Here is a 20,955-nt window from a genome sequence, read left to right on the forward strand (position 1 = left end):
GTGCGGGCATCCCTTAAAGAGAAATAAAGATACCGGCTAAACAAGCGCTCATTAGGTTTGCTAGGGTACCTGCTGCTACCGCTTTCAGTCCCATATTTGCTACGTCTTTACGACGCTCTGGTGCCATCACACCAATTGAACCAAGTTGAATCGCAATCGAACCGATGTTGGCAAAGCCACACAAAGCAAAAGTAATGATAATTTGCGTGTGCTCAGTCAGTGTCGCTTTATGTTGTACGAAGTCGATAAATGCGACGAATTCGTTCATTACGATTTTCTGACCGATATAAGAGCCCGCTGCAAGTACTTCGTGGCCCGGAACGCCAATCAACCATGCTAGAGGTGCAAATAGGTAACCGAAAATAGCCTGTAGCGTGATGCCAGCAAAACCGAACATTTCACCTAAGTTTTCTAAACCCGTGTTTACCATCGCAATCACACTCACGAAGGCAATAAGCATCGTACCGACCGCAACGGCAACTTTCATACCACCCATCGCACCGCTTGCTAGCGCATCGATTACGTTGCTTTCTTCTGATTTATCCAGCTCGATGTTGTTGTAATCACTTGGGGTTTGACGCTCAGGCACGATGATTTTTGCCATCAACAAGCTACCTGGTGCTGCCATGAAGCTTGCTGCGATTAGGTATTTCAACTCTACACCTAGACCTGCGTAACCACCCAAAACACTACCTGCGACTGACGCCATACCACCAGCCATTACCGCAAACAGCTCAGAGCGGGTCATGTTTTGTAGAAATGGACGGATAAGAAGTGGTGATTCGCCTTGGGATAGGAAGATGTTACCTGTTGCAACCAATGATTCTGCTTTGCTGGTACCCAAAAACTTTTGGATAGCACCGCCAATAAATTGAATCACTTTTTGCATGATACCCAAGTAGTAAAGGGCTGAGATAAGAGCGCTGAAGAAAATGATGATAGGAAGAACGCGGACAGCAAAGATAAAACCAGTAGAAGCAAGGTCACCAAAGAGGAATTTGATCCCTTCATCAGCAAAACTTAAAAGACCCGCAACGCCACTACTCAAACTGGCCAACGCAGCTTGCCCCCAAGGGAAGTAAAGCACTAGAGCAGCAAAACCCATTTGGAGCAACAAAGCACGAGATACGGTTTTCCAATTGATTGAAGAACGGCTCTCTGACAGTAGGAACGCACAACCTAGTAGTGCAACAATACCAAATAAACTAAATAGAACACTCATGAACCAGACCTACTGAACGTTGAAAAAGAAAGAAACACCAAAGGAATTGGCAAAAGAAAGGGACAACGTGTCGAGTGACAAGGCACCCGTAGATCTAACATGGCGACAGAACGGATAGTTCGACATCTTATTTTTACCTTATACAAGCAATTGAACTTAGCTGGTCCGGTCCGTGGGGTCATTCACTGCTGGAGAGTATTCGACTCATCCCGCTCCATGTGACGGCTTGTATGGGTAAGGGTCCTGAACAACGAACCCTAATTCCCGCTTAAACGGGTCGCAAGTATAGCCATCAAAACGAGAGTTTCATCACATTTATTTACGCAAACGTTCAAGCGTTCATTTTTTGCGCAAGAATGCCAATTTGTGTTCATACTTGTAGTGAAAATAGGGGTATTAAGAGGGGAACGCATGGTGAAACGGCCAAAAACGGACAATAAATGTTCAATCGAACACCAAAGTCCAAAAATGAGTAATTTTGCTCTCGCCAATCTATGGATTTTGGATATACAATTTGGAACGCTTCTTTCCGAAGCCTCTGTGTATTCAGAGCATCATGATGCCGAGATGGTGAAATTGGTAGACACGCTAGCATGAGGTGCTAGTGCCTTAGGTGTGAGGGTTCGAGTCCCTCTCTCGGCACCATTATTCTTCCTATAAGAAATTTAGAGTGTAATGCAAAGTTCTAAGCAGGCAAGACAATCCGCTGATGCTAACCAACTTCTAAGCGAGCTTGCAGTGCACGCCCTATTACACCTGCACTTCAAACTCCATGCGTCCTCGCGACCTATTCCCTTAAAAGAACGTAACGACTTACTGCAAAAATGGCTTAAGCCTAAGCTTAAAAGTAACCGCTACAAACTGATTAAAAAGCCGTTAAAGTCTCTGACTCAACAGGCCAAAGGGGAAAATGGCAACCTTGAAGCTTTGCTTGAACGCTGTGTGGGTGCGAATAAACCGAGCAATCCGCAACCTCACCTCGATAGTTACTTGCTACTGATTAACGAAGTAGAGAAAAAACTCGGTACGACCGTACTGCTCTCGCGTCCTGAAGATGTCGATTTATCACACGACCAGCATGGCTGCTTACTGTGTGTCCTCTCTGACAACTTAAACCAACATTTCGACGACAATAACGCCATGATCGCACCTATTTCGATGCTTTTCCGTGGCCCAATGAGTCAACGTTCATTGTTCTTAGGTAGCATTTATGCCAGCAACACCTTCAATTATGAAGTGCAATATCAAGACGAACAATTTGTACGTATCTCACTCGAGTTAGCGTAAGTTTGATTGATATAAACATACCATTAACGTTGTAAGCCAAGTTCTAAAAGGCCGCGAATTTCGCGGCCTTTTGCTTATCGAAACATAACGTTTTCTCGATCAATCCAGCTCGCGAAAGCGTGCCGTAAAGTGACGAAGTACCGGAGGCTCATAATCAAAGGTGAGTCCCTTTAACTCATGCGAGCGGTTCTTCAATTCAATAATGGCATCGGCGATATAATCCATATGGTCGTTGGTATATACACGACGCGGGATGGTCAAGCGCATCAATTCGAGTTCTGATGCTTTCTGTTCACCTGTTTCCGGATCTCGACCAAGCAACAGTGAACCAATCTCTACTGCACGAATCCCCGCTTCTAAGTACAAAGCATTACACAACACTTGTGCTGGAAATTGATCCGCGGGTATATGAGGTAATATTTTCGCTGCGTCAACAAACACGGCATGACCACCCGTTGGATATTGAATTGGAATGCCACCCTCGCGTAGACGCTCACCCAAGTATTGCACTTGGCTGATGCGGTAGTGAAGGTAATCCTCATCCGCACCTTCATATAGACCACGAGCCAAGGCTTCCATATCACGGCCAGCCATACCACCGTAAGTCACAAAGCCTTCCATCGGTACACATCGTGTTTGAACCGCTTGGAACAGCTCTTGATGGTCGCGAATACAACACATACCACCAATGTTTACCATTGGGTCCTTCTTCGCTGACATAGTGAGCATGTCGCCGTATTGGTACATCTCGCGGATGATTTCAAGAATCGATTTGGTCTCGTAGCCCGCTTCGCGTTGCTTGATAAAGTAAGCGTTCTCACAGTAACGAGCCGAATCAATCACCACTGGAATGTCGTACTTGGTTGCGATTTCGTACACGCTGCGCATGTTTTCCATCGACACAGGCTGACCACCTGAACTGTTACACGTAACCGTTGTGATGATCGCACAGATGTTGTGAGAACCATGCTCTTCAATCGTTGCCACCAGCTTATTAAGGTCAAAGTTCCCCTTCCAGTCGTATGGCGTGGTAGTGTCGAATGCTTCTTCTGTTACCACGTTAATCGCTTTACCGCCATTGAGCTCAATGTGACCCGCTGTGGTGTCGAAGTGGTAATTTGATATAAACACTGGTGTCTCACCACCGCGAACCTGACGCATACGTTCAATCAAAGCTGGGAATAAGATTTGCTCCGCCCCACGACCTTGGTGCGCCGGCACTGTCAGCTTGTAACCAAAGAAGTGCTCTACCGCATCACACAAGTTGTAGTAGTTGCGGCTACCCGCGTAGGACTCATCACCCATCATGATCCCCGCCCACTGATTGTCACTCATAGCACCAGTGCCAGAGTCGGTCAGCAGGTCGATATAAACATCATCACTACGAAGAAGAAATGGGTTAAAACCCGCTTGCTTGAGGGCAACTTCTCGGTCAGCCAAGGTCGTCATATTGATTGGCTCAACCATTTTGATACGGAACGGTTCTGGGATACGTTTCATTGTTAATTTCCTTATACGCATGACCCTACGCACTTAAGCGAAGAGTAAAACAAACAGATAAATTGCTTTTCAATGCGAGAGCATTGAGGAAATTAACGACCAGAAATTTTACTAAGAAGAGACAGGCAGAAGTCTAGGTTGTACCAGAACGACAGCACCAAACGGCTATCAAGAATATTCTTGACTCTCATCGTCTTCGTCCTCCTGATAAAAAGAAAAGCCAGAAACCCCATGTCCCTGACCTTTTCAATATAGTGCAGTTTTCAATCAAATTTCAGTGAAGCTCACCTCATTTCACGAAGGTCTTGCCCTTTTCATTCTGCGCTTAATGCTGCTCTCTTTGACCATGTAGTCGAACAATGGAGCAAACAAGTTGGCAAACAAAATCGCTAGCATGATGCCTTCCGGATAGGCTGGGTTGAGCACTCGAATAAATATCGTCATCACGCCAATTAGTATACCGTAAGCCCACTTGCCACCGTTTGTGAATGCAGCCGATACGGGGTCTGTCGCCATAAAGAAAGTACCGAACGCGACGCCACCAATCACGAAGTGCCAATAGAAAGGCATAGAGAACATGGGATTGGTATTCGATCCAATTGCATTAAGCAGTAGCGACGTCACGGCTAAGCCAACAAAGACACCCGCAACAATCCGCCACGACGCGATCTTCATAAAGATCAGCACCAGACCTGTAAGCGCGATCAGCAGGGTCGAGACTTCTCCCATAGAACCCGGCAAATTACCGACGAAAGCGTCCATCCAAGAGATAGGCTGGCCTGTCATATTGTTGGTCAAAGCGCTCTGACCACCTTCGTACCATTGGCTAAGAGGGGTTGCACCAGAGTAGCCATCAGCCGAAACCCAAACGGCGCCGCCAGACATATTGGCTGGATAAGCGAAGTACAAGAATGCACGCCCTGCCAATGCAGGATTTAAGAAGTTACGCCCCGTACCACCGAAGATCTCTTTCGCTACCACGATACCAAAAGTGATACCTAACGCGGCTTGCCACAACGGAATGGTGGGCGGGAGAATTAACGCAAACAGAATGGAGCTAACAAAGAAACCTTCATTCACCTCGTGCTTGCGGACGATAGCAAACAGCACTTCCCAAAAGCCGCCAACTACAAACACAGTCGCGTAGACAGGCAAAAAGTAGGTTGCACCGACCAGCATTTTACTCGCCCAACCCGCTTGGCTGGCCGCCTCTACTGAACCCCAAACCCAACTCAGCCCCCAAGAGGCATCAATGGCTTGTTGCGCGACAGCTTGGTCAAGGCCGTACAGCAGAGCATCGCTGGATTGCTGACCGATGTTATACATGCCCCAAAACATCGCGGGGAATACGGCTAACCACACCATGATCATGATGCGCTTCAAATCGATGCTGTCTCGAACATGGGTAACGCCGTGGTTCACTTTACCCGGCGTATAAAAAAGGGTTTCAACAGCTTCGAAGAGTGGGTAGAACTTGTGGTATTGGCCTCCCGGTTCAAACTTTGGTGAGACCTTTTCAAAATAATGCTTCAGACTCATAACGTCTCCTCCTCTAAAGAATGTTACGAGCCGCTATCAAAAGCGATCGTTTTTAGCCTGTTTAACTCCCCCATTACGTATTTATCTGCTGGCACAGAAGACCTTGCTATTATGTAAACCGTGAAAGGCGTGCTTATACTCAATCAATAACAAAACAATGGAGTGGATTATGAAGTTAAGGATGATGTGGACCGCGATGATGTCGTTGGCCGCTTTTTCATTTGCAGGTAACGCATTGGCCGTAGACAAGCAGATGTCTCCTGGTTTGAAGAAAAAAATGCAAGCGATCTGCGGTTCGAAAGGCGGTGTCCCTGGAGGTTGGCAAGTGGCGAAAGTGACACCAGATGCCGAACGCTCGCTCAGCATGATTCTGCATCAAATGAATGCGACGGATAAGTTAAAACAAATCAATGATGTGAGAACTCAAATCGTCGGCGGTACACACTATGCGATGGAGTTTGAGCTAAAAGATGGTGAAGTCTGGAACGCGATAGTCCTGCACAGTGCTCGCGGCGATTACATGATCGAGAGACACGCCAAAAAAGGCGAACTCTGCCCGAAAGACGGCAACTCCTAATTCCCAGATTCAAATACAATAAAGGCGACAGTTTAGTCGCCTTTGTTCTTTTCTGGTTTAGCGACGGCTTCAAACGCTCGTGTAAACTGATAACTCATAATCTGGGGGCGAATCAAATCACATACTAAGTCAGACACATCATGCTTGGTGAATGGTAAATGTTCCGATAGAACCTCTTTGGACTCTTTATCAACCGTTTGAAAAGATTCAACAATTCTTAGAGGAACGTGAAACTGATGGTCTCTCACGAGAAAGAAATAGTATTGGAGATGTTCGCCATACGTCGCTGCGTTGTTAATTTCGCTACCAATTTTCACCGCTTCAACACGGCTGCCTTCACAATCAAATTTAAGCACATTGGTAATTTCTGCTTCCATAGAGCCTGGCACGTAGACCATATAATCTGACTCCAACTCGTGACCTGATAACAGATATGCATCATTAAAACTCAAGATTTGAAAACTTAAAGATGGAGTAGGTACCAACAACATCGTCAAAAAAAAACTACCTAAAAATATCTTTGAATGTACCTTTTTTATACAGCCCTGCAAAAATCTCATGTCGTTGTCCATATGAATCTGTATTTTTATTAACTACCGCTGTAATACTATCCGTGACAGTACGAGAGGCTCCTTTGTCAGCTTTCAAATATAACTTGTTATTTAACCAAAAAATCATCGCAGTCCTTACTGCATATTTTGGTTTAGCCACAAGGTTTGGGGAGGAAACAAAACTCACATCTTCATCCCAGATGTTGGCGTGTACTCCTTCTATTGCAGCATAATTCCCCTTACCTGTAAGCTGTATCATTCCTCTACCGCGGTACTTCCAGCCATCACCAGTGCTTTCACTTCCATTCCCTATTCTCATAGCATACGCATTGTTTGCTATTGCTTGTTGATTGGCTTTTTGATTGATTGCGGCGTTTCTTCCATGTTTTTCTGCTAGCTCTGGATTTTTACGATAGGTTTTGAATGTATTTTTTAATCCCTGAACTGAATAATTGAAATTCTCTTCAAGCGTGATATAAGGACCTACCTCTTTTACCAATTGAGCAATGAAGTGCGATATTCGTAATTCGCTATCTAACTTACATTCAACTAGCTTTGATGAAAGTTCTTCGCTTATAACTAGTAAATATTCATCTGAAACTCTCGCTTCATTCTTCCAAACTTTCCTAAGATGTTGCTTCGTAATCATAACTCCTCCAATAAATACAAATTTAAATAGAAAGAGCTAGAAAACATCTTAAAAATGTAAGTTAAACGCTGCCATACGTCACCTTTAAATCGCTTTATACATATAAATTACGTTATCTTGCGATACAATCCACACTCGAAGAATAGCGCACGATATCAACAAACTCCTGTCGCCATGCAGGCTCATGTTTAACGACGTCTACTTTGTGATTGGCTAAGCCAAACTTCCAGCACACCCGACACTAATAACCTAACAAACAAAGTCATTATTTTTCTGGGGTACTTTTGGTTTGGCTTTTTACTGTTAAACCGTCTCGGTTTTCGCCTCTATCTTCTCATTCACTTTATCGCAAATGTACTCCCCAATCGGCATTGCAGATGTCGCCGCGGGAGAGGGGGCGTTGCAAACATGCAGGCTTCTCGCGCTTTCGGCAAACAAGAAGTCATGAACCAAGGTTCCATCGGATAACACTGCTTGCGCGCGAATACCCGCAGGATATGGTTTGAGGTCTTCGACCTTGATGCTTGGGCAATATTTGTTGACCAATTTCAGATAGCTCGGCTTCCACCACGAGTTCTTAAACTCATCCAGTCCAGTTTTTAGATGCTTTTGTGTCACCTTCCAGAAACCGGAGAAACTGAGCATTTGCATGGTATCTTGCAAGCTGAAGTTAACCTTGTCGTACCCTTCTCGCTTCCAGCCTTGCACCGCATTTGGACCAACGGTCACACTGCCATCAATCATGCGAGTCAGGTGGACACCTAAGAATGGCAAGTCAGGGTCTGGAATTGGATAAATAAGATGATTCACCACTTGGTCGTGTTTGCTATCTAAGCGGTAGTATTCACCTCGATAAGGGATGATTTGGAAATCGGTCGGAATAGACATCATCTTAGTCATGCGATCCGCCATCAAGCCGCTGCAAGTGACCAAGAACTTGGCATTGAGCTGCATAGTTTGACCGTCTGAAATGCAGGTCAATTGAACTTCTTCATCCTTCTCTTCGGCAGCCACCACTTTGGTTCTCAAGCTAATTTGCCCGCCGAGCTTTTTGAACTCTTCCGCCATCTGCTCAGTGACCAAACGATAATCGACAATACTGGTAGTTTTGACATAAATCGCGCCTAAGCCAGTGATGTTTGGCTCAGCCAGCTTGAGTTGAACTTCATCGAGTAGCTTTACGTCGATGCCGTTGACATGACAGCGCTCATAGAGGGCATTCATGCGTTCGACTTCTTGCTCATTGGTCGCAACCAGTAACTTGCCACAGTTCTCCACCGGAATATCGTGCTCAACACAGAACGAAATGGTTCGCTCTACTCCACGCTTACAAAAATCCGCTTTTAAGCTGCCCGGTGCGTAGTACACCCCAGCATGAATCACGCCGCTATTGTGTCCGGTTTGATGCTTGGCAAAACCGGACTCTTTCTCAACCAATAAAATGGATTTGTCTGGATGACGTTGCTGCAGTTGCCATGCCGTCGACACGCCAACGATACCGCCACCGACAATGATGTAGTCATAGACTGATTTCATACGACCTCTTATAAAACCGATAGTTGAGATTGTTGCAATTTGAACTTGCGACCACTGTAAATGAACACCGCGACAAATACCGCGCAGCTTGCCACACGAACCAACATTGGGATGTCGTGCCAAATCAGCAAAGTACCCACCACAACCAACAAGAGACGCGTCAGAATGTTTAGAGGACCTTCCAAGTAACCTTCAATCGCACCAATCAATGCATATGTACCGATGATGGCAAAGAAGCCCACGGTAATCACCGACGTCACATCCCAACTCACCAAGCCTGTGTAAGCAATCAACAGCGGTACAAGATACAAACCTTTGGCGATTTTCCACGCCATCAAACCGGTACGCATTGGCGGTGTTTTAGCAATGGTTGCCGCAGCAAAGGCGGTCAAACAGACTGGAGGCGTGACGTTGCTGTCTTGCGATAACCAGAAGATGATAAGGTGAGCAGCCAGCAATGCCAAGCCTACCGCTTCCATACCCAAACTTTGCTCTAGTAGGGTTTCCATAAAGTCCGCAGGTACTAACGCCACCATTTCTTTCGCGGTTTCCAACGCCATTGGTGCATTAAGAAGTTCCAACTTTTCTGGCGCCGCCAACATAAAGATGGCTTTTGCTTGTTCAGGCAATTGACCCGACACCATCAATTCAAGCAATTGGTTTTCCGCAATCAACTTGTAAAGCGCAGGGGCAGACAGTGTGCCCAATACAATATACGCCGCTGTCACGGGTAACCCCATGCCCAATACCAGAGAAGCGAGCGCAATCAGAACGATCATGATGAACAAGTCACCATTCGCCCAACCGTCGATCATCAATGAGAACGTATTACCAATGCCCGTCGTGCTGATCACGTTGACCACCAAACCGATACCTACCAGCAATACGGCGGTTGTCGCCATGTTTTTCGCACCTTGTGAAAGTGCTTCGATGATCGCTTTTGGTCCCATCTTATGATCTTTCGAAAACCAAGAAGCCACCACCACTGAAATGATCGACAAGCCCGCAGCGTAAGTCGGCGTAAAGCCTTGAACCAACAAAGTGACCAATACCGCCAGTGGAATAAGGTTGTGCCATCCGCTGATCACTACTTTTAGTAGAGACTCATCACTGGTCGTGATCTTTTGAACGCCGCTGCGTTTGGCTTCGATACGCACAAAGAACGCCACAGACAAGAAATAAATAAGAGCAGGAATAAAAGACACCGCGATGATATCGACATAAGGAATTTGCGTGTAAGACGCCATGATGAAAGCACCCGCGCCCATCACTGGTGGCATCAGCTGACCACCTGTTGACGCTGCGGCTTCAACGCCCGCAGCAAAGCGCGAAGGGAAACCTGCTTTCTGCATTAAAGGAATACTGATAACACCGGTTGAAACCGTATTTGCCACACTAGAACCCGATACTGAGCCCATCAAACCCGAGCCAATCACCGCAATAAAACCGGGACCGCCGATGATTTTGCCTGCCGCAGCACGTGCCACATTGATGATGTAATCACCGACACCAGAACGCACAAGAAACGCACCAAACAGAATGAACATGAATACGAAAGTCCAACTGATGCGCGAGATAGAACCAAACATGCCCTCGGAAGAATAGAAGCTACGGTAGAGCAAGGTTTCCATGCTCAAACCCGGAAAGTGGAAAATACCTGTCGCCCACTTACCCCAAAGCACAACGTAGCTTAAACACACCACAATCAGCACTGGAATAAACCAGCCCATGGTGCGTCGGATCAGCTCAATAACAATCAAAATTGCCATGATGGCGAAGACCCAATCGCTGGTCACGAACTTCACACCGCGTTCGTACAATGCATCTTCGGCATAAGGAATGTAGAGCAAACATGCGACCGCGCCCATAGCAATTAACACATCTATGCCGAGTGCAATCTTACTCTGCTTGAGAGAGATATGAGCCGGATACCAAAGCGCACAAATCACCGCGAAGCCAGCAAAGTGGGTCGCGGAAATCCATAACTCTGGTAAGGTCGATAAGGTATTAAACCAAATGTGCAAAGCAGACAACACCACGCCAAACACTGTAATTGTGGTGGTTACCCACGGAAAGTCAGTGCGCGTGGGCAGCTCAAACTTCTGCAATTCCTTTTCTATTGAGTCGCTCATCTCATACTCCAAGCTCTGGCGGCTTTTTCCATCTTAGAAATCGGTAGGGATAAAATGCCCCGAGCCGAAACTCGGGGCGAAGTAGGCGTTATTTCGCCATTAGGTCTGATGGGATTTCGATGCCCATTTCTTTGTAGTAACGCGCCGCGCCTGGGTGAAGAGGCACTGGCAAACCCGCAATCGCTTTCTCAATCGCCATTGCTTTGGTTGCTTTGTGGATGCCTTGTAGGAATGGCAAGTTCTCGTATATTGCTTTCGTTAGCTGGTATACGTCTTCTTCCGAGATATCTTCACGAACGGCCAAGAAGTTTGGTTGTGCGATAGTCGTGATCGGCTTGTCCAGACCTGGGTAGGTGTTGGCTGGGATCTCGTATTTCGTCCAAAGGTTATAGTGGCCATTCGCCTCTTTGATTTGTTCGTCTGTAAACGAAAGAATCGAGATGTCTTTACCTAGCGCAGCAAAAGCTTGAGTGACCGCCCCAACGGGGACTCCCGCTGGCGTGTTCATGCCGTCAATAGTGCCGTTTTGAAGCGCACTCGCGCTACCGCCGTAGCCCATGTAGGCTAGATTGAATTTATCTGGGTCGACATTCAGACCTTTCATGATTTGACGACCAGAATTCTCTGTACCAGAGTTTTTCTTACCGATGGAGAACTTCTTACCATCTAGGTTGTTTAGATCTGTCACTGTGCCCGTTTTTGCTAGGTCAGAACGAACAATAAAGTGCTCAACGTTTTGCCACAACATAGAGACCGAACGCAGCTGCTCTTGGCGACCGCTTTTCTCATAAGGACCTTCGCCAGACCAAGCCCACGCACCGTAAAGACCTTGTAGAATCGCGAACTGTGCTTCATTTTCGTTCAGCAGTTTGACGTTTTCACCAGAGCCCGCAGAGCTGATTGCAGAAAGGGAGAAGTGGTGCTTTGGTGCCAATTTCACTTTGCTTAACGTCGCCAACGCTACGCCCACAGGGTAGTAAGTACCACCTGTCGATGCCGTTGCAAGAATGTAGCTACGATCTTCTGCCGCAGCGTTAGCAGCAATACCAAAAGAAGTCACAGCGACAGCCAAAGCTTTTACCAGCTTATTCATTTTCATTATTACTCTCCGTGTAGTCGTTTCACGATTGGGGATTTACATCATGTTAAATTTTTATTAACAACACATTCCCTAGAGCAATTGAAATGCCAACTTTTAACCCTTTGTATTTATTGAACTAAGTGCTGAAAGACATCAAAAATGAGCAAAATCATGCTGATTTGATAGCAAAGTAATGAGCAAGATCTTGCTCATTGAAGAGAAGAAGGTTGTACGCCTAGATCGCAAAAGGTTAATAAAATGTGATCAAGACAAAATAAATGCACGATTCACTAATAAGCAATATTTTGCCGATGCAATTTTGGGTTGAACTGCAACTAATGAGCGTCTTAACAATAAGAAGAAAAAGCGCATCATTCTAAACTGCTCACTTTATCAGCGGAGGTTTATAGCCTAAACGACTACAAATAGCACAAAAATACAGCAAAACAAGTCATGTTACAGAAATGAAAAGTCATTTATTCTAATTTTGAATTTAAAAAGCAGTTCGATCCACCAGTTCAGAAACAAACGTTGACCGTATCAACTTATTTTCTACTTCGGGGTTGTGCCAATAGCCCTATGTTCGTTAGGGTAGAAACACGCCAAGGCAAACGTATTCCTTGGTATTTTTTCGTCATTAAGGATCATCCATGTCAGCAACTGCGCAATTACAATTCGCTTTAAAACGCCCATCAGGCGTTGCTGCTGCGATCCTCCTGCTCTCTCTGAAACTGATTTAGAGCTGACAGGCTATATCTAAACTTTCTGTCAGCTTGAGAAGAAGCTGACGGGAACACCACATACTCCTCCCATTCCTTTCAGTTTCTTCCAAGCGAAACATAAGAGGAATAACAATGTTAAGCGCACGCAATATCGCCGCTTTGGGCTTCATGACTTTCGCCATGTACTTAGGCGCGGGTAACCTGATCTTCCCTCCATTTTTGGGCTACCAAGCAGGTGAAAACTTTCTGAGCGGGATGTCTGGCTTCCTCTTAACGGGCGTAGGTCTGCCTGCGATGGCACTGGTGATGGTGGCTATCGTGAACGGTTCAGACAAATTAACCGCTGCCCTACCTAAACCTTTGGCGACCAGTTTTTGGGTAATGGTGTTTATCGTGATTGGTCCTGCGTTCGTAATACCACGTGCCATTACCGTCGCTTACCAATTTAGCTTTGCACCAATGTTTGGTAATGCCGCTTTGGTGCCTTTCACTATTGCCTTCTGTGCTATCACCATTCTATTTGCCCTATATCCGGGTAAGTTGGTCGACAACCTAGGTAAGATCTTAACGCCTGCCTTGATGGCTATCTTAATCATCATGTCTGTGACGGCTTTGATTTCTCCTGCAGGTGAGCTAACCACAGCAACCGGTCCATACGTATCTGGCGCATTTGCTGAAGGCTTGACCCAAGGCTACATGACCATGGATGCGCTAGGTTCTATCGGTTTTGGTTGGATTATCTTCCGCGCGATTCGTAGCATGGGTGTGGATTGTCCGAAAGCCACTGCAAAATACACGCTAATCGCAGCTCTGATGTACGCGGTTGCCATGGCATTTGTTTACATCTCATTAGCTTACATTGGTTCGACGAGCTCGTACTTGGGTTCTGAGTTCAGCAATGGTGGCGACATCTTAACGGCGTTCACCTTCAGCCACTTCGGCGCATTTGGCTCACTATTACTAGGTGCCGTGATGGTATTGGCGTGTTTGACTACTGCTATCGGCGTAACCACAGCAGGCAGTGAGTTTTACGACAACACTTTCAGCAAAGTGAACTACAAAGGCTGCGTGATCACGACCATGGTATTGGCAGGTTTGATCGCTAACGTAGGTCTAGAGCAACTATTGGCGATCACATTGCCAGCGGTTGTGGCGCTTCACCCAGTCGCGATTGCGTTGATGATCATGGCACCAGTGCGCAACAAGATGTCGCAAATCATGGTCGTCGCGACGGCGTTCACTGCTCTAACGTTTGGCTGCGTTGATGCGCTGCACATCCTAGGTTACATGCCAGAAGCCGCAAACCAATGGTTAGATAGCAACATGCCGCTGTACCACTACTTTGCAAGCTGGATTGTTCCAACGATTGCTATGGTGATTGTGGGTGTAGTCTTTACCCGCAAGGCAACTCAGCAACATACCGAGTTGGCAAACCAAGCCTAGATTGGCGAATACCTCAACAAAAAGTACCTCAACAAAAAACGGCTTCCTTAGAAGCCGTTTTTTCTATGTATAGTCAGAGCGATTCAAACCAAACTTCTGCATCTTTTGGTTGAGGGTTCGACGCGGTAAATCTAGCTCGACCATCACATCCGTAATTCGTCCTTGGTGTCGAACTAGCGAGTCATGCAGCACTTTACGTTCAAAGTTGTGGAGCTGAATCGCCAACGGAACGCCTGCTTGTGTCTCTTCGGTTGTAGAAGATGGTCGACTGGAGAGAATTTCCATTACGGAGACAGTTTCATCCAGTGCAAAACGCATCGCTACATTTCTCAACTCACGAACGTTCCCAGGCCAAGCATAAGCCAGAACAGCTTTTCTATCGGCTTCACTCAATGGACGACTCTCAGGGTTACTTTTCAGGGCAAAGTGTTCGAACAAGATCAACGCGTCTTCTTCTCGCTCACGCAATGGTGGTAAATAGATCTGCGCCACATTGAGCCGATAATACAAATCCTGACGAAACTCATCATGATCATTGAGATCTTCTTTCGCGGCGGCGATCACTCTCAAATTAACCGAGATCTGCTGATTACCCCCAACGCGCTCCACCGTATGTTCTTGTAATGAACGCAACACTTTCACCTGCATAGATAGCGGCATACTCTCTATTTCATCAAAAAATAAGGTGCCTTTATCCGCGTATTCCAACTTACCAATGCGCTTTTTACCTGCTCCAGTAAATGCCCCAGCTTCATGCCCAAACAGCTCACTTTCAAACAGGTTCTCAGGAATAGCGCCACAGTTGATTGGCACAAAATGATGAGCTCGACGTTGGCTTTCATTATGCAAACTGGTCGCCACCAACTCTTTACCACAACCTGTTTCACCGTAAATGATCACGTTGGTATCAATGCGTGCTAACTTGGCAACTTGTTCTCTAAGCTGTTGCATCACTCGGCTTCGCCCAATCAGCACTTCCTCTAAACCGCTCACGCTCGATAGATACTCTTGGCGATCTTGAGTAGAAGTTTGTGCGCGATAGCTTTCTACCGCTTCGGTCACTCGTTGGGATAAGCGCTCTGGTTGGAAAGGTTTCTCGATAAAATCGAACGCACCGTTTTGTAATGCGCCTACCGCCATATCAACGTCACCATGTCCGGTGATCAAGATAATCGGCGTTGGAATGTGATTGGCAATCAGGCTTTCTAGTATCGACAAACCATCGGTGTCTGGCAGGCGAACATCACTGACAATCGCATCAAATTCTTGGCTAAGAATGGCCGCTTTGCCCTCTTTGCCTAAACTGAATGCGGTCACATCAAACCCCGCCAGTTGCAGCCATTGGCTGGTAGCCTGACGAACAATGTCATCGTCTTCGATAAGTGCAATTTTAGGGATGTCGTCAAAAGCCATGAGTTACTGCCTGCTTTATGGGATGGGAAAGAAATCGCTCTTTATTAACGGTAGCAAAAACCACTGAGGAGAAAAGGAGCTAGATCTCACTTCTTGCTTACAAGTCTTTAACATCCAACCAGTTAGGCGCACTCTTTAATGACTGTCGGTGAGAACGCACTAGCTGAATGGAGTCAGTATGCAGCGCAAAAGGAATGGCAAAACATGGCTTGTGGTCGCAATTGCGGCAGTGCTGATGTTGTCTTGCTATAGCGCCAGCAGAGAGGTGGCTCGTCAGTGGTTGAGCGTACAAACTCAAACCGAAGCTCAACAAAAACTGCTCGACTATATTGGTGAAGTTCGCCGTGCACTCAAACGCTTCTATCACCTGCCTTATCTCGTCACCAATAACCCTAAAACCATCGCGTTTGTGAAAGGGAGTCTGACTTATTACGAGCCATTGCAAACCCAACTGACTCAGCTAGATAAAGCCGCCAATACGGAAGGCTGGCTAATCCTGTCTAACTCTGGCGAAGTATTGGTCTCGAGTTTAATCGAAGAGCGCTTTAGCCTGTCTGACCGAAAAGCCATTGTGGAACAAATTCACAATCAAGGTGGTGGGGTTTCCTTGGTGAACAAAACCAAAGGTTCGAGTCCGTTGTATTATCTTGCAGCCCCTATCTACGACGGTCTGGATATCGCAGGTATTGTCGTGGTGCAAATCAACCTCAGCCTGTTGACCGAACAGACCATTACCAGCCAAGACATCATTACGTTGCAAAATCGCCAGCAACGCTTTTTCCTATCAAGCAGCTCTCTCTACAACGCTGATTGGTTTAACGAACCAAGCAACACCGTTCAATTAGAAACTCAACGTTTGTACGACAACACCAATATCAACCTATGGACGCTCAATCAGCAACGCTATTTTGCGCACACCGTAAAGTTAGATGATTTGAATTGGTACGTAAGCTACCTCACCCCTTCTAAGCCGATTCAACAAACCATCAATGTGATTGGTTGGAGTGTAGCAGCGCTGCTCTTATTGGTTGTATTACTCGTCATCATTGGCTTACAACGCCGCCAAAAGCACATCAACCAACAAAGAATTCAAGCTCTGTTGGAAGAGTCCCAACGCCGCTTGAAACAGATGATCAATAAGACCCACGTTGGTTTGCTATTGATTGATGAACAAGGGCAACTGTTCGATCTCAACCCAATGGCGAAGCGTTTATTCTGTTTACCAGAAAGCGTCAATCGACACGCTTTTGCTTGGGAGTTATTCGATGCAGGCAACCCCAATTCCACCACACTCAAGTTGCTTAAGGATTTACCTAAACATAAAGAGCTCGCAGAGATCAGCACGGTCGAAACCATCGCCAGACGCAGTGACGGTAGCGTCTTCCCTGTCTTGTTCTCACTGACCAGTTTCCCTTGGCATGGCGAGCAGTATTTCCTTGCGACGATCATCGACATCAGCAAGCGGAAAAAAGCCGAGCAATCACTGCAACAGGTCAACCAAGAGCTGGCGCAGCGAGTAGAAGAGCGAACTCAAGCGCTAAAAGAAGCGCAAAGCCAGTTAATTGAATCGAGCAAAATGGCCGCTTTGGGTCGCATGTCGAGCGCGATTACTCATGAGCTCAATCAGCCACTGACGGGCTTGCGCACCCTGCTCACCACGAACGAGCTACTAGCAGAACGCGGTGAAACCGAGATGATGAAAGCTAACAACGTATTGGTCCAGAAGCTGATTGATCGCATGGCAAGCATGACTAGTCAGCTAAAGACGTTTGCCTATAACAAACCAGAAAGCTTGCAGGCAATTTCTCTTACCTCCGCACTCGAAGAGACCTTACGCGTTTATCAATCTCAATTAGACAAGGTGGATGTGCGTGTCCGGGTTCCTCATGACTTACCTAACATCATGGGTGAAGAACAACGACTGCTTCAGGTGCTCGGTAATCTTGTCTCGAATGCGCTAGACGCAATGAACAACACCACCAACCCGCAGCTCAACTTGATCGTCAACCCAACCGGCAATCGGGTCGAACTGATCGTCAGTGATAATGGCTGCGGCGTGTCAGATGAGATGCTTGAGTCCATGTTCGAGCCCTTCCAAACCTCAAAGAAAATTGGGGAAGGATTGGGGCTAGGTTTAGCAATTACGGCCAACAATATGCGTGATATGAATGGACAAATTAGCGTGCATAAGAATGAACAAAATGGGCTGACTTTCACTTTGTTTTTCAAATCAGCCTAGGTTGATATTGATTACAAAATCATCATTAGAACTAGGCATCCCCGCTGTTTGAGAAAAACACGATCTCGATACAAGAATCCCTCCTTGACCTACACTATTCTCAAGCAAATAGAACGAATAACTTCCGAACGATAAAGAGTGAGAAACATGATTAAGTTTCCTGAACATTTTCTTTGGGGCGGTGCCATTGCTGCAAACCAAGTAGAAGGGTCGTACAACCTTGGGGGTAAAGGGTTATCGACATCAGACATGCTGCCAAACGGTATTTTGAGTCCGCATCAAACCCGTGAAGAACGTACGCCGGGTATAAAAGACGTGGCGATCGACTTCTACAATCGCTACCCAGAAGACATTGCGCTATTCAAAGAGATGGGCTTTAACTGTCTGCGCCTATCTTTGGCATGGAGCCGCATCTTCCCGAACGGTGACGAGCTAGAACCTAACGAAGAAGGTTTGGCGTTCTACGATAAAATTTTTGACGAACTTGCCGAGCACGACATCCAACCTTTCGTGACCTTATCTCACTACGAAATGCCTTACGCACTGGTCGAGAACTACGGTGGTTGGGGCGATCGTCGCGTCATCGATTTCTTCGAACGTTATGCCCGCACCGTGCTGGAACGCTACAAAGACAAAGTAAAACTGTGGTTAACGTTCAACGAAATCAACATGTCACTGCACGCACCATTTACTGGTGTTGGTTTGCAAGAAGACGCCAGTGAACAAGAGATTTATCAAGCGATTCACCACCAACTAGTCGCCAACGCAAAAGCGGTAAAACTGTGTCAGCAAATCGTACCAAACGGCAAGATTGGTAACATGCTGCTTGGCGCAATCAACTACCCGTACACTTGTAACCCTGATGACGTGCTTGCTGCCATGCACGAAAACAACAAGTGGTTGTTCTTCGGTGATGTACAAACTCGTGGTCAATACCCTGGTTACATGAAGCGTTACTTCCGTGAAAATGGCATTGAAATTCAGATGGAAGCAGGCGATTTAGAAGAGATCGCATCGGCAAGTGTCGATTTCATCTCATTCAGCTACTACGCAAGTGGCTGTGCAAGTGCAGACCCGAAACAGAAAGAAGTGGGTAACATCGTCGATAGCGTACCAAACCCATATCTTGAGAAGAGCCAATGGGGTTGGTTAATCGATCCAAAAGGCCTTCGCGTTCTGCTGAACTTCCTACACGATCGCTACCAAAAGCCACTGTTCGTCGTAGAAAACGGCTTAGGTGCACGTGATGAAATCGATGAAAACGGTGAGATTCAAGATGATTACCGCATCGCTTACTTGAACGACCATCTTGTACAAGCACATGAAGCAATTTTGGATGGCGTTGAGCTGATGGGCTTCACCAGTTGGGGACCGATCGATTTGGTCGCGAACTCAACCGCTGAAATGAGCAAACGTTACGGTTACATCTACGTTGATCGCCACAACGATGGTCAAGGTACGTTAGAACGTAAACGTAAGAAGAGCTTCTTCTGGTATCAAGATGTGATTCGCACTGCGGGCGGCTCGCTCAAAAACTAAGTTACTTGTCTAGATATAAAGTGCATGTGTATTTAGATAGAAAAAACAAAGCCCTGCAAACGCAGGGCTTTTCTTATTCCCGATATTCAGTCGTATGACCTATTGGTTAAACACCAATTTCACCACCGTCTTCACGGCGAATAACCACCGTCGCGGCACGTGGACGCAGTGTCATCCCTGCAGGTGTTTCTTCTGCTGCATTGTCGCTGTAAGGCCAGTTGCCTGGGTGCTGAATGTTCACGAACAGAGACTTGTAATCTGGGCTAATGGTAAAGCCCGTCACTTCACAGCCGTTAGGGCCAACGAAGAAACGTTTCAACTCAGCTTGGTTTTCTGCACCGATCACTTCTTGTGTGCCGTTTTCATCCGTCAGCTTAGAAGGTACAACCGCAAGCATTTGGTCATTGGTGTAAGACGTCACTTCATCTGCACCGTTGTCCGTTTGAATCCACAGAATGCCGCGAGGATCAAACGCTAAGCCGTCTGGGCTCGCAAACTGGTTAAGCTCGGTCAAGCTCGAACGGTTAGTGTCCGCATCACCGTTTGCTGGAGAGCCAAACACAAAGATATCCCACGTAAAGTCTGTTGCTGCTTCGCCTTCATCCCAACGGATTACGTGACCAAACTTGTTGTTCAAACGTGGGTTTGCAGGGTTAGTTTCCTCTGTACGCTTGGTGTTGTTCGTTAGCGTCAGGTAAACCGAGCCTGTGAATGGGTCAACGGTACACCACTCTGGGCGATCCATTGGCGTCGCACCAACAAGGTCAGCTGCACCCGCCGTATTCAAGATGATTTCTGCTAGAGAATTGAAGCTGTCTGCAAGTGTGCCACCAGAAGCCGTCGTGCTGTCTAGCGTCAGTGGTAGCCAAGTACCAGAGCTGTCCTCGTTGAAGCGCGCCACATACAGTGTGCCTTCATCCATGTACTTGTCACCCATCGCCAAGCGGTTATCAGGGTTAGCATCCGCAGGATCCCACGCTGCCGCAGATTCAAATTTGTATAGGTACTCAAAGCGAGAGTCGTGACCAGAGTAGAATACCACTGGTTTGCCTTCTTCAAGCTTGCCGAATGTACAGCCTTCATGGCGGAAGCGGCCTAGTGCAGTACGCTTCTTCGCACGCGAGTTTTGCGTATAAGGGTCGATTTCAACAATGTAACCATGGCCGTTCGCCTCGTTACGGTAATCGTCCAATGCGCTTGCGCCTGTTGGTTCTACATTGAATCGCGTGAACTCGTCCAAACGCTCTTCCGCATTACCCGCTAACGTTTCCCATAGGTAACGAGTGCTTGTGTCATCAACACCAATACGATCTTGTTCTTCAGTACGAACACCAGCGTTAACAAAGTAACCCGGCCAGTTCTCTTCACACGTTAGGTAAGTCCCCCAAGGCGTAAAACCATTGCCACAGTTGTTCAGTGTGCCGCGCGCTTGGCTGCCATCTTGCGAGAAGCGAGTCACGGTCAATTCTGTATTCGCGACAGGGCCAGAAAGATCCATGACTGTCGCGCCAGTGTAACGGCGGGT

The 20,955-nt window shown here is 46.7% G+C and carries 15 protein-coding genes and 1 tRNA gene; 6 read left to right on the forward strand and 10 right to left on the reverse strand.

What is annotated here, in order from left to right:
• Positions 1 to 13: 13 nt before the first annotated feature.
• The gene (locus tag VJL_RS02130; RefSeq protein WP_038875278.1) at positions 14 to 1,222 is read right to left on the reverse strand and encodes a NupC/NupG family nucleoside CNT transporter; all 1,209 of its coding nucleotides are present in this window, start codon (positions 1,220 to 1,222) and stop codon (positions 14 to 16) included.
• Positions 1,223 to 1,783: 561 nt separating this feature from the next.
• On the opposite strand from VJL_RS02130, the gene VJL_RS02135 reads away from it, so the two are divergent.
• Positions 1,784 to 1,867, forward strand: a tRNA-Leu gene (locus VJL_RS02135).
• A gap of 30 nt (positions 1,868 to 1,897) precedes the next feature.
• The gene (locus VJL_RS02140; protein WP_038868549.1) at positions 1,898 to 2,509 is read left to right on the forward strand and encodes a DUF2913 family protein; all 612 of its coding nucleotides are present in this window, start codon (positions 1,898 to 1,900) and stop codon (positions 2,507 to 2,509) included.
• A 99-nt stretch (positions 2,510 to 2,608) separates the two neighbouring features.
• Here the strand turns inward: VJL_RS02140 and VJL_RS02145 are convergent, their stop codons facing one another.
• Both VJL_RS02145 and VJL_RS02150 read right to left on the reverse strand, forming a co-directional pair.
• Positions 2,609 to 4,009, reverse strand: a complete 1,401-nt coding sequence (locus VJL_RS02145) for a tryptophanase (protein ID WP_038875281.1) — start codon at positions 4,007 to 4,009, stop codon at positions 2,609 to 2,611.
• A 294-nt stretch (positions 4,010 to 4,303) separates the two neighbouring features.
• Entirely contained in the window at positions 4,304 to 5,548 is a 1,245-nt protein-coding gene (locus VJL_RS02150; protein ID WP_038875284.1) for an NADH:ubiquinone reductase (Na(+)-transporting) subunit B, read from the reverse strand.
• 169 nt (positions 5,549 to 5,717) lie between these two features.
• Here VJL_RS02150 and VJL_RS02155 point away from each other — a divergent pair, with 169 nt between their 5' ends.
• Positions 5,718 to 6,125, forward strand: a complete 408-nt coding sequence (locus VJL_RS02155; protein ID WP_032802191.1) for a cystatin — start codon at positions 5,718 to 5,720, stop codon at positions 6,123 to 6,125.
• A gap of 32 nt (positions 6,126 to 6,157) precedes the next feature.
• Here the strand turns inward: VJL_RS02155 and VJL_RS02160 are convergent, their stop codons facing one another.
• From VJL_RS02160 to VJL_RS02180, 5 genes are all read right to left on the reverse strand, one after another.
• Positions 6,158 to 6,523, reverse strand: coding sequence for a hypothetical protein (locus VJL_RS02160; RefSeq protein WP_227741113.1), 366 nt, complete (start codon positions 6,521 to 6,523; stop codon positions 6,158 to 6,160).
• Between the two features lie 106 nt (positions 6,524 to 6,629).
• Complete coding sequence (locus VJL_RS27500; RefSeq protein WP_050568801.1) at positions 6,630 to 7,325, reverse strand: glycoside hydrolase family 19 protein; 696 nt, start codon at positions 7,323 to 7,325, stop codon at positions 6,630 to 6,632.
• Between the two features lie 303 nt (positions 7,326 to 7,628).
• Positions 7,629 to 8,861, reverse strand: a complete 1,233-nt coding sequence (gene lhgD, locus VJL_RS02170; protein WP_038875287.1) for an L-2-hydroxyglutarate dehydrogenase — start codon at positions 8,859 to 8,861, stop codon at positions 7,629 to 7,631.
• Between the two features lie 8 nt (positions 8,862 to 8,869).
• On the reverse strand, positions 8,870 to 10,993 hold the full coding sequence (locus VJL_RS02175) for a TRAP transporter permease (RefSeq protein ID WP_038875290.1): 2,124 nt from the start codon (positions 10,991 to 10,993) through the stop codon (positions 8,870 to 8,872).
• An 88-nt stretch (positions 10,994 to 11,081) separates the two neighbouring features.
• Positions 11,082 to 12,092, reverse strand: a complete 1,011-nt coding sequence (locus tag VJL_RS02180; RefSeq protein ID WP_038875293.1) for a TAXI family TRAP transporter solute-binding subunit — start codon at positions 12,090 to 12,092, stop codon at positions 11,082 to 11,084.
• 836 nt (positions 12,093 to 12,928) lie between these two features.
• On the opposite strand from VJL_RS02180, the gene brnQ reads away from it, so the two are divergent.
• A complete protein-coding gene (brnQ, locus tag VJL_RS02185) occupies positions 12,929 to 14,239 on the forward strand; it encodes a branched-chain amino acid transport system II carrier protein (RefSeq protein WP_038875295.1) in 1,311 nt (436 codons plus the stop codon).
• 63 nt (positions 14,240 to 14,302) lie between these two features.
• On the opposite strand, the gene VJL_RS02190 is transcribed toward brnQ, so the two are convergent.
• Entirely contained in the window at positions 14,303 to 15,652 is a 1,350-nt protein-coding gene (locus VJL_RS02190; RefSeq protein ID WP_038875298.1) for a sigma-54-dependent transcriptional regulator, read from the reverse strand.
• Positions 15,653 to 15,830: 178 nt separating this feature from the next.
• On the opposite strand from VJL_RS02190, the gene VJL_RS02195 reads away from it, so the two are divergent.
• Entirely contained in the window at positions 15,831 to 17,891 is a 2,061-nt protein-coding gene (locus VJL_RS02195; RefSeq protein WP_038875302.1) for a sensor histidine kinase, read from the forward strand.
• Positions 17,892 to 18,038: 147 nt separating this feature from the next.
• Entirely contained in the window at positions 18,039 to 19,430 is a 1,392-nt protein-coding gene (locus VJL_RS02200) for a glycoside hydrolase family 1 protein (RefSeq protein WP_038875305.1), read from the forward strand.
• 106 nt (positions 19,431 to 19,536) lie between these two features.
• Here VJL_RS02200 and VJL_RS02205 read toward each other — a convergent pair.
• Positions 19,537 to 20,955 (reverse strand): PhoX family protein (locus VJL_RS02205; RefSeq protein WP_038875311.1); only part of this gene is annotated, 1,419 nt, incomplete at its 5' end.

Origin of the sequence: Vibrio jasicida CAIM 1864 = LMG 25398, assembly GCF_000400365.1 — a bacterium.
In the GTDB taxonomy this organism is placed as follows: Bacteria; Pseudomonadota; Gammaproteobacteria; order Enterobacterales; family Vibrionaceae; genus Vibrio; species Vibrio jasicida.

What these genes read in the sequence shown, in the direction of transcription:
- VJL_RS02130 (WP_038875278.1), bottom strand. Translation starts at nt 1,222, where the DNA reads ATGAGTGTTCTATTTAGTTTATTTGGTATTGTTGCACTACTAGGTTGT.
- VJL_RS02140 (WP_038868549.1), top strand. Translation starts at nt 1,898, where the DNA reads ATGCAAAGTTCTAAGCAGGCAAGACAATCCGCTGATGCTAACCAACTT.
- VJL_RS02145 (WP_038875281.1), bottom strand. Translation starts at nt 4,009, where the DNA reads ATGAAACGTATCCCAGAACCGTTCCGTATCAAAATGGTTGAGCCAATC.
- VJL_RS02150 (WP_038875284.1), bottom strand. Translation starts at nt 5,548, where the DNA reads ATGAGTCTGAAGCATTATTTTGAAAAGGTCTCACCAAAGTTTGAACCG.
- VJL_RS02155 (WP_032802191.1), top strand. Translation starts at nt 5,718, where the DNA reads ATGAAGTTAAGGATGATGTGGACCGCGATGATGTCGTTGGCCGCTTTT.
- VJL_RS02160 (WP_227741113.1), bottom strand. Translation starts at nt 6,523, where the DNA reads ATGGTCTACGTGCCAGGCTCTATGGAAGCAGAAATTACCAATGTGCTT.
- VJL_RS27500 (WP_050568801.1), bottom strand. Translation starts at nt 7,325, where the DNA reads ATGATTACGAAGCAACATCTTAGGAAAGTTTGGAAGAATGAAGCGAGA.
- lhgD (WP_038875287.1), bottom strand. Translation starts at nt 8,861, where the DNA reads ATGAAATCAGTCTATGACTACATCATTGTCGGTGGCGGTATCGTTGGC.
- VJL_RS02175 (WP_038875290.1), bottom strand. Translation starts at nt 10,993, where the DNA reads ATGAGCGACTCAATAGAAAAGGAATTGCAGAAGTTTGAGCTGCCCACG.
- VJL_RS02180 (WP_038875293.1), bottom strand. Translation starts at nt 12,092, where the DNA reads ATGAAAATGAATAAGCTGGTAAAAGCTTTGGCTGTCGCTGTGACTTCT.
- brnQ (WP_038875295.1), top strand. Translation starts at nt 12,929, where the DNA reads ATGTTAAGCGCACGCAATATCGCCGCTTTGGGCTTCATGACTTTCGCC.
- VJL_RS02190 (WP_038875298.1), bottom strand. Translation starts at nt 15,652, where the DNA reads ATGGCTTTTGACGACATCCCTAAAATTGCACTTATCGAAGACGATGAC.
- VJL_RS02195 (WP_038875302.1), top strand. Translation starts at nt 15,831, where the DNA reads ATGCAGCGCAAAAGGAATGGCAAAACATGGCTTGTGGTCGCAATTGCG.
- VJL_RS02200 (WP_038875305.1), top strand. Translation starts at nt 18,039, where the DNA reads ATGATTAAGTTTCCTGAACATTTTCTTTGGGGCGGTGCCATTGCTGCA.